7 protein-coding genes are annotated in these 9644 nt (G+C 60.0%); 6 read left to right on the top strand and 1 reads right to left on the bottom strand.

The genetic code is table 11. The features are described 5' to 3' along the window. From R5H23_RS15760 to R5H23_RS15735, 6 genes are all read left to right on the top strand, one after another. The coding region (locus R5H23_RS15760; protein ID WP_317216008.1) for a hypothetical protein at positions 1–523 on the top strand (523 nt) is incomplete at its 5' end. Continuing rightward, positions 520–1236, top strand: a complete 717-nt coding sequence (locus R5H23_RS15755) for a transglycosylase SLT domain-containing protein (RefSeq protein WP_317216007.1) — start codon at positions 520–522, stop codon at positions 1234–1236. The genes R5H23_RS15760 and R5H23_RS15755, both read left to right, overlap by 4 nt. Before the next feature lie 377 nt (positions 1237–1613). Then, entirely contained in the window at positions 1614–2978 is a 1365-nt protein-coding gene (gene repC / locus R5H23_RS15750; protein ID WP_317216006.1) for a replication initiation protein RepC, read from the top strand. A 4-nt stretch (positions 2979–2982) separates the two neighbouring features. After that, a complete protein-coding gene (locus R5H23_RS15745; RefSeq protein WP_317216005.1) occupies positions 2983–4341 on the top strand; it encodes an O-antigen ligase family protein in 1359 nt (452 codons plus the stop codon). A gap of 237 nt (positions 4342–4578) precedes the next feature. After that, positions 4579–5424 (top strand): hypothetical protein, encoded by an 846-nt coding sequence (locus R5H23_RS15740; RefSeq protein WP_235149235.1) that lies wholly within the window; start codon positions 4579–4581, stop codon positions 5422–5424. Between the two features lie 107 nt (positions 5425–5531). Beyond that, positions 5532–5924 carry a hypothetical protein gene (locus R5H23_RS15735; protein WP_317216004.1) on the top strand — a complete coding sequence of 131 codons (393 nt, stop codon included), beginning with the start codon at positions 5532–5534 and terminating at the stop codon, positions 5922–5924. A gap of 947 nt (positions 5925–6871) precedes the next feature. On the opposite strand, the gene R5H23_RS15730 is transcribed toward R5H23_RS15735, so the two are convergent. Continuing rightward, positions 6872–9644 (bottom strand): error-prone DNA polymerase (locus R5H23_RS15730; protein WP_317216003.1); only part of this gene is annotated, 2773 nt, incomplete at its 5' end.

The following is a 9644-nucleotide window of genomic DNA, read 5'->3' as shown; positions in this document are numbered from 1 at the left end:
TTCGGATCAGTCAGACTATGGGGAGGTACTTTCTCAAGGATTCTGCACCATGCGCTTTCGCTTCTGGCTCGCCGTCTGTGTCTCGCTGGCGACCCCTCTGGTGTCCCAGGCCTCAGCACAGCATCTGACGCCTGAGCAGCTCGACAGACTGTCGCAGGAGCGTCAGTCGGAACTCGGTTCTCGCAACTGGGGCCCGCCCCCGACAGTCACGCAGGCTCCGCAGACGCTGCACGCTACGCCGGTTCCCGTGACCTGCCGCAGTCCCGCTCATGACTTCGAGCCGCTTTTTGCCGAGCCGCGTCGTGGCGCTGTCCGTGTCGGAACCGCCGCTCCGCAGATCGCGGTGACGGACACAGTCTTTCAGGGCTGGCGGCAGGTTCTGCGCTCGGGAACAACCTTTGCCTGGATCCCGGAGGCCGATGTCGTAGCCTATCGCCCGCTCGTGGACGGGGCGTCCCGGGCCTGTGTTGTCTCGGGTGAGAACGCGGCCGGGATGGTCCTGTTTACGCATCCGGCAAAGTGAAAGCCTTCCCGGTTCTGGCCCTGCTGACCCTCGGCGTGAGCGGTCCTGTCACTGCTGCTTTCGGGGCGGTGCCTGAGCAGATCGTGCCGACCAACCCGGAACCCGGTTCGCCCGTCTTTACGCGGCCATCGACCTCGACGACGACTGGCGGGACCACCGCCACATCCTCGTATCAGGGCGCGTGGGGAACGGCGGATGCTTACGCGACACTGATGTCACAGACCTATGGTGCGGACGCGGTGGCTGCGGCACAGGCGGCCGGGATCAATCCGGACACGCTGGCGGCGTTCGGGCAGATCGAGAGCCATTTCCAGAACGTCGGGAATACGTCCTCAAGTGCGCAGGGGGTGTGGCAGGTCACGGACGGCACCTGGAACCAGTATGCCTCGGAACTCGGTCTGAGCGCGGCCGACCGGTCCGATCCCGTGGCCCAGGCCAAGGTGGCGAGCGCCATCATCAGCGATTACGCGTCCGCCGTGAGTCGCTCGACAGGCGCACCGGCCACCGGAACGCAGGTCTATGGCGCCTACATGTTCGGCACCAAAGCCGGCGCGGCCATTGCAACCGAATCAAATGCGAGTACGCCACTCAGCCAGTATGTCTCCGCCAAGACGCTCGCGGCCAACAACATGAGCGGCTGGACGGTGGGCCAATACCAGCAGACGGTGGCCAGCCGCATGGGCAGTGGGGCGACAGAGGCGGTCACAAGTTGAAAATAACGCGCCAAAATGGACACACTAAATGCCCGTTTTTACTCAATTATTTTTCTGAGCGGACGCTTTCGAGGTTGTTGCAGCGCCCGAACGGAGGCACGATGCCCGGATGTCTGGAGACGTCCCTGTGGGCGGCGCCAGCGAGTCGATCCAGAGGACCCCCGATGACGTAGCGCCCACAAACCAAAAACCCCGCCTCCTCCGATTTGGCGATCGGAAGAGCCAGGGCTCCGGCAAAACAGTTGCTAGGTGAGTAATTCGTTAAATTCATCTAGCGTCAGCTCTTTTCGAAACGCAAGCACTAAATTGCGAACGGGAGCGTTTTGTCTGGTGTCCGGCCGTGAGGTGGTCCCTTCACCCCCAGACCGGACCGATCAATGGAGCATTCTGCACAGACGCAGAGGGCGCAGGCCCCGTGCACGCGGCGCGGCCGACGCCGGATCAGTGAGGCCATGCTGGCCGCACGCGACGAACTGACCACCCCCGTCCCGGCTGAACCCGGCAAACGGGATATGCTGAACATGCTGAAATCCCTCCGCGGTGTCCTGCCCGTCAGCCGGGGAGCAGCCTCGACGCTGATCATCATGGTGGAGAAGACCTCTCCGGACGCCTGGACGGCGCTTGAGACGCCCTTCATCTACGCGCACAACACCACGCTCATGTCCTGGACAGGACTGTCGCGCAGCACGCTGCAGCGGCACATCCGGGAGCTGGCGGACGCGCGGCTTCTGGTGCCCCAGGACGGACGCAACGGGCAGCGCGGCCGACGGTGGCAGACGGAAGAGGGCCAAACGCAGGTTGGCTTCAATCTGGCGTCCCTGCGCTACCGCTGGCCGGATCTGCTGGCGTTGAGCGCGGAACAGCGGCGACTGCGCCAGCGCGTCTCCTTTTTACGTGACAACATTGCCAGCCTGAACGACACGGTCCGCGCACAGGCAGAAACTCTCGGACTGGAGCCCATCCTTGAGCAAGCAGTGGGGATCATGCGCAGCCGTCTGAGGACGGTGCAGCTCGCTACTCTGGAAGGGCTGTACCGGGAGATGCTGGCCCTTTCTGCGGCTGTGGTCGAGCAGTGCGCCGAGCCTGAATCCGGCCCGGATAACGCGCCTGTGGAAAACGTAGTTTTTTCAACGTCGTATCCAGCAGAAATGAGGCCCATGGGTCCTCAAAACGGGGCCCACTATACAGATACTAAAAACATTCAATCTTCTAAAAAAGTAGATCACGTAGCCGCCGGTAGCGGCATTCGCATTGAAAACATGCGGTGTGAAGGGCCGAGTTCCGGAACCGACCGTTCGAGCGTGTATGACCGGACAGCGTTGCGCGGGTTCAAGGGGACAGCGACGTTCTATCTCGAGATCTGCAGCAGTCTGCGGGATCTCTGTTCCTCCGGTCGGCCGACTGCCGAGCAACTGATCGAGGCAGCGGAGTATCTGTCGGGGCAGGTGGGTGTAACCTGTCATGCCTGGTCGCAGGCCTGTGTCGTGCTGGGCCGGTTGCAGGCAGCCGTCGCCGTGATCGTTATGGCGTCACGGCTGGAGCGGGGCGCGGTCATCCGGTTCCGGGACGCTTATTTCCGCTCCCTGATCGAACGCGGGGCACGAAACACGCTGTTCCTTGATCGCAGCCTGTATGCACTGCGGGATCATCGCACCCGGGAAGTGGGGATGCTGGCCGAGGCCGGTGTCTCAATGGCCGCTGTAAGCGTGCAGGGACCGAAGACGCGAGCGAGCTGGATCTGACAGAATGATGTTTGAAAAGCCCGTTCTTCTGCGACTGCTGGATCGTCTCGGCGCATTCGCGACCCTGCTTCTGCCGCTGTTTCTGGTACATTGGCGCGGCATCGCCGAGGGCTGTCTGGATAGCCTGGCGGTCGGATTTCTGCTCCGGAGCGCCCTGACCCGCGATTGGTCCTGGTGTCGGCAGGGCTTTATCTGGCCGGCCCTTGTCTGGTGGGGGTGGCTGGTTCTCTGCTCCGTGCCACGGCACATGCCAGTTCTGGCAGAGGCGACTGCCAGCCTCACCCAGGCGCTGCTCGCCATCCGTTTTCCGGTCGCGGCCTTTGCCCTGGCGTTCTGGACGTTGCAGGATTCCGGGACCCGGACATGGTGTCGCCGTCTGGTTGTCGCCTGCGTGCTGTATCTGGGGGGGCAAATGCTGCTTCAGGCGGTTACGGGCCATAACCTGTTTGGCAATCCGCGTTTCGGGGATGGGACACTCACTGGCCCCTACGACAAGCCGCGTGTGTCCGCGCCTTTTGCACTGTTGGGTCTTCCGGCAGCTCTGTTTGTTGGGGCGCTGTTGGGGGAACGGGTGACACGGTCCTGGCAAAAATCACTCGTGACGGGTGCGACCATGCTGCCGGTTCTCGGTTTGCTCGTGCTGGCTGGCCAGCGGATGTCTCTGGCGACATTTCTTCTCGGCACAGGCGTCTGTGCCCTGGTGCTCCCGTCACTGCAGCGTCCTGCGCTCGCGCTTCTGGTCTCCAGTCCGGTTCTCATTGGACTGCTGGCTTCCGCGTCCCCGGAGGCTTTCGGGCATCTGGTGACAAAGACCCAGACGCAGCTCGCCCACTTCGCCAGTTCCCCGTATGGGCAGATCTACAACCGGGCGGCCGTGATGATCGAAGCACACCCGGCTATGGGGTTAGGGGACGATGCGTTCCGGCATTATTGTCGATCTGAAGAGTTTCTCAGGCCCGGTCCGAGCCATCTGCAGCCGGATGGAGGCGGGGTGTTAGTGTGTGTTCAGCACACCCATAATCATGTGCTTGAAGCCGCGACAAACAGCGGATTTCCGGGCGCTGCTCTGTTTATTACGATGATCGGAAGCTGGTGGCTTGTTCTGGGACGAACCGCCAGGAGGCAGGTCGGGCTTTCCGCAGAGGAGATTGGCTGGCGTGTCGGTCTCTTCGGGGCCGCGGTCCTGCACGAGTGGCCTCTGTCGTCGCAGAGCGCTTTCCTGAACATGCCGCTTGGCGGGATTGCTTTTCTGCTTCTGGGGGCAGGGCTGGCGGAAGCCGTCAGGGATCTGAGGTCGGATCGCCCTGACGTCGAAGAGACTGCTCGCGGCGCTTTAACTCTTTCTCAACGGCCTCACGGATAAACTCCGCCATACCTCCTTGTCCGACAAGACGAACAATCCTCTCTCGCGCGGAGGAATTCAGGCGCACGGATGTGAGTTTGATATCGAGTGGTGGTCTTCCCATGGACCCTCGCTACACGGGAGCAGGCGTCAGTGTCAATTTGATAATAACCGCAATCGCTTATTGACGTATAAGCGCAATCGGTTATTACTTTTCATAACGCAACACACTGTGTCCCTGTCGGTCAGGCAGGGACCGTGATCGACAGGTCCGTCATGACACTGAAAGCCATTTCAAAAACACTTTTCTCCAGCTCTGCTCTGTTGCTTCTGGCGGCCTGCAGCAGCGGGATGCCCGCGCCTGAGCCCGTGCTGCTGAGCCAGTTCAACCAGAACACAGACCGTTTCGGCGTTGTCAGTACGGTCGGTAAGGCTGAGGGCACGATCCAGAAGAACGGTCGGTCCTGCGATATCTACAAAATTTACACGACCGGCCTGACGGCTGGTGGTCGTGCGGCCATGAAGGCGGGTGAAGTTGTGACGAGCGTTGCAACCCTTGGTTTGGCGCAGGTGATCTGGGCACCGGTGAAGGCTGGAACCCGCCCGCAGTTGCACACGGTTCTGTTCTGCTTTGGCAGTAACGACAAGCTTGTCGACATTTATGACAAGGATCCGACGGATTCCACCGGCCCCGATCATCTGATCATTAACCGCACGGCTTACAGCACCCCGGTTGTCGCGGTTCCAGCCGCACCGTCTCTACAGGCGGAGGTGACAACACAGCCCGGCCAGCCTGTGAGCGTCACACCGGTTGCTGTTGCGTCTGCGCCTGTTGAGGCTGCGGCGCCCGCTCCGGGTGCGCCGGCCACGACGGCCGATGGCGCACCAATCATCTATGAAAAGGCCGTTGCGCCGAAGGCGGCGGAAGCAGCTGGTGCGATCAGCCTGGATAACATGGCCCAAGAAGCAACGACCGGGCTACAGCAGGTTCAGACGGGCAAGGCCAAGGTTCAGGCGGACGCAACGGCCGATGATCTAAACTCGATCAGCTCGCAAAAGGCTGTGGCCGCCAATCAGGCAACGCTGTCTGGCAAAGCGAATTAAGCATTTTCAACCCCGTGCTGAGCCGCGGTGATGAAAAGCATGTGGGAAACGGATGTTTCCCAACTCAAAGTCCAACTGATGTCGTGCAGCGAACAGGGAATACAGCCGTGAATAATACGGAGACAGGGGCGCAGCGTGCGTTGGAGATCACGGTATATGGTGTGGTGCTCCACGTTCTGCTTGATAGCGTGGATGCCGTCATGGAGGCGGAACCTGACGAAGACATGCCAGAAAATCTGTTAGCTCTGCTGTCTCTCCGGAACCAGCCATTCATGATTCATGCGGTGCTGGACAATTATATCCTGAGCAAGCTCGGGAAAGAGTTTGGCGCGCCCGTCAGCGCGAACGAGATGCTCTCGATCGCAGAAGAAAATGATCCATATTTTGGCACGTTGCTCGCCGTCGCTGCCGGTTCAGACATCATCACGCATCCTGATCCGTCCGCTACGCCTTACTCGAACGCTCGTGTTTCAGTCGTGAAGGTTGAGGCACCGTTATAGCCGCATGAATAATGTGCGGATTTGACTTTCGACGTGCGTAAAGCCTGTGGATTTATGGACAGCCGCTTCACGGCCGCTCGCGTCCTGATGGAAAGCCCTGCAGGCTGACCACAGGTCGCGGCTCTGCCCACAACCCCACAGGTTCAACACCAACAAAACCTCTTCGTTTTCAAAATAAGATCGGTCGAGCCGATTATGTTTCCTACCTAAGGTCCCGTGCCTTCATCAGCTCAGATTCCTGAAGCAATGTGGTTCTGTTCTCCAGACTGAGCACAACGATGTGAATCTGGTGGCCATCTTTTTGAAGCCTGCACTTGCAAGCCAGCAGACGGCGAGGGTATTTTCACCCGCACATTCTTTAAGCCAGTTAAGACAGCAGTAACCGTCACGTTTTTGATTTAACGCGACGCCGATGCTTGCGATTTTCCGAATGGAATCTCCGCATAGACGCTTCGGAGTGGAGTGAACATGTAAATAATGCAAAGCCAATGGCATGAGATTTTATAAAATAGAGACGTTTTGAGCTAGAGGTGCTGAAATTTAGCCTCCTCACTAAACGGATGATAGGTGACTATTCTTGCCCAGTCTCGTTCGACAAGACGTTCATGTCGCTCAATATTCGAATGTCTCAACACCCTGATATTATCGACGTTCTCGGGGGTTAATTCTCCCCCCATCATTTTGACGATCGTATGCCGAGCGGCTACACAAAAGTATCTATTCTTCGTTCCAAGACGCCATCTAATAGCGAAGCACGTACCGCCACGCCAAGTATTCCAAATGTCACCGTCGCCAACGTTATAAATGAGAGGTCTAGATGATCTCATGGTTCTTTCTATCAATCTTGAATTAATAGACGTCCAAGGTTGGTCTGGATAAGATTCACTCGTCTTTTTGCGCATACAATCTCAAATTTTAATGACCTAATTTTTTCTTTATCGTGAATATCATCTGAAGTCTCGTGCCTTCAGCGGCTCTGATCCCTGAAGCAATGGCGTGCGGTCTTCCAGACTGAGCACAACAACATGGATCACATTGCCTTCCTTCTGCAGCCTGCCCTTACAGGCCAGAAGACGGGACGCGAGAAGGGGGCGGCGGTATTTTTCCTGCACATCCTTCCAGACGATCAGATTGGCAGTGCCGGTTTCGTCTTCGATCGTGACGAACATGGTACCGTTGGCCGTCCCTGGCCTCTGCCGCATCAGCACCAAGCCGGTGAGCTGGATCCGGCGTCCATCCCGCAGATAAGGGAGATCCCCGCAACGAACGATCCCTTCCTTTCGCAGGCCCTCCCGTAGAAACGCGACCGGATGCCCGTTCAGACTGAGTCCCGTCGCCCGGTAATCCTCATGCACCGACGCCCGCTCTGACATCATCGGCAAGGTAATTTCCGGCTCGATCACTTCCGGCAGCGGAAAGTTCCGGCCCCGATCCGCTGCCTCAAACAGCGGCAGGGCGGTATCCGCCAACCCTTTAATCGACCAGAGGGCAGCACGACGCATCTGCCCGAACACCCGGAAAGCGTCCGCTTCCGCCAGACATTTCAGGGCCGCGACCGGCACATCCGCACGGCGCCAGACATCGTCAATACTCTCATAGTCCGGCATCCGGGCCGCAATCAGGGCGGCCCCATGGCCGTTCGCCAGCCCCTTCACCATTCGAAAGCCCAGCCTGACGGCCGCGTGCCGTCCGTTCCGGCCGCGCTCCAGCGTGCAGTCCCACCGTGAGGCGTTGATGCAGATCGGCCGGACTTCGACCCCGTGACGCTGAGCGTCCTGAACAATCTGCGAGGGCGCATAAAATCCCATCGGCTGGCTGTTCAGCAGGGCGGCACAGAACACATCCGGGTAATGGCATTTCATCCAGGCCGAGGCGTAAGCAATCAGGGCAAACGAGGCGGCATGGCTTTCGGGGAACCCATAGCTGCCAAACCCTTCGAGCTGCGCGAAGGTCTGTTCAGCAAACTCCTGCTCATAGCCATTGGCCAGCATTCCGTTCACCAGCTTGTCCCGGAACGGCGACACGCCACCGGTCATTTTGAACGTCGCCATCGCGCGGCGGAGCTGGTCGGCTTCGCCTGGCGTAAAGCCTGCGCAGTGGATGGCCACCTGCATGGCCTGCTCCTGGAAAAGCGGCACGCCCAATGTCTTCCCAAGGATCCCGCGCAGGGTCTCAGACGGATAGGTGACAGGCTCCAGTTTCTCCCGCCGCCTCAGATAGGGATGGACCATGTCCCCCTGGATCGGTCCCGGCCGCACGATCGCCACCTGAATCACCAAATCATAGAAGGTCGCAGGCTTCATGCGCGGCAGCATCGACATCTGCGCCCGGCTTTCGATCTGGAACGTGCCGAGCGTTTCGGCCTTCTGGATCATGCAGTAGGTCTGCGGATCCTCGGCCGGGATCGAAGCGAGATCCATCCGCGTCTGATACACGGTGTGCAGCAGCTCGAACCCGCGACGCAGACAGCCCAGCATCCCCAGACCCAGAACATCGACCTTCATGAAGCGCAGGACGTCGATGTCATCCTTGTCCCAGACGATGATCTGCCTCCCGTCCATGGCCGTCGGCATCAGGGGCACAAGCTCGTCCAGACGATCCTCGGTCAGCACGAAGCCGCCCGGATGCGTGCCAAGCTGGCGCGGAAAGCCGAGAAGCAGACGTGCGAGATGGAACGTCAGACTGAGGCGGCGATCCTTCAGGTTCAGGCCAAGATCCGCCGCACGGGCCTTGCACAGATCGGGATCGGCCAGAGAGGAGGCCACATGCTTTGAAAGCTGGCCGGTCAGATCTTCGGGCAAACCCAGAACCTTGCCGACTTCCCGCAACGCGCCTTTGGGCTGATAGCGCTGCACGGTCGCGCACAGGGCCGCGCGGTGGCGGCCGTAATGCCGGTAGATCCACTGGATGACCTCTTCTCGGCGGTCGCTCTCGAAATCGACGTCAATATCCGGTGGCTCCTGCCGTTCGGCGGAGATGAAGCGCTCGAACAGAAGGCCGGAGCGGACCGGATCAATACTGGTGATTCCCAGGACGTAGCAGACGGCCGAGTTCGCGGCTGATCCCCGCCCCTGACAGACAATCCCAAGCGAGCGGGCATGGCGGACAATGGTATTCACTGTCAGGAAATACGGCGCGTAGGACAGAGAGCCGATCAGCCTCAGCTCGTGGGCAATCTGCGTTTCGACTTCAGGCGGCGCCCCTGCCGGGTAGCGACGCGGCAGTGCGGCCTGGACCAGACGTGTCAGGGTCTCCTGCGCGCTTTCGCCTGCGCGCTCGGTTTCGGTCGGATACTGGTAGGTCAGGTCATCGAGACTGAAGGCGCAGGCCTCCGCAATCCGTCGCGTGTTGGCCAGGGCGCCAGGAAAAGCAGCAAACAGGCGTGCCTGCTCTTCAGGGGCTTTCAGATGGCGATCGGCATGGACATGACGGCGGTTGCCGAGGTCATCGACGGCGCAGCCTTCCCGGATCGCCGTGACCACGTCCTGAAGAACGTGCCGGCGCGCATCGTGGTAGAGCACATCTCCCGTCACAACGCAGGCCAGACCTTGTGCCGCACTGAACGCCGCGAGCGCGTGAAGCCGCGCCAGGTCTCCCGGCTGTCGAAGCATCGTCAGCGCAAGAAACCGGATTTCTTCTTCGCCTGCCCTTTGTCCCGGCAGATCCAGCAGGCTCTGAACGTGCCCGCGAAGCGCTGTCAGATCCTCGGGCGGTAACAAA

It is taken from the genome of Gluconobacter sp. GP1 (genome assembly GCF_032913585.1).
Classification (GTDB): Bacteria; Pseudomonadota; Alphaproteobacteria; order Acetobacterales; family Acetobacteraceae; genus Gluconobacter; species Gluconobacter cerinus.
Note: the sequence above shows the minus strand (reverse complement) of the source record. Positions and strands in the feature narration are given on the sequence as shown.

Excerpts from the sequence above, each read along its gene's own strand:
- repC (WP_317216006.1), top strand. The coding sequence starts at position 1,614 with ATGGAGCATTCTGCACAGACGCAGAGGGCGCAGGCCCCGTGCACGCGG.
- R5H23_RS15745 (WP_317216005.1), top strand. The coding sequence starts at position 2,983 with ATGATGTTTGAAAAGCCCGTTCTTCTGCGACTGCTGGATCGTCTCGGC.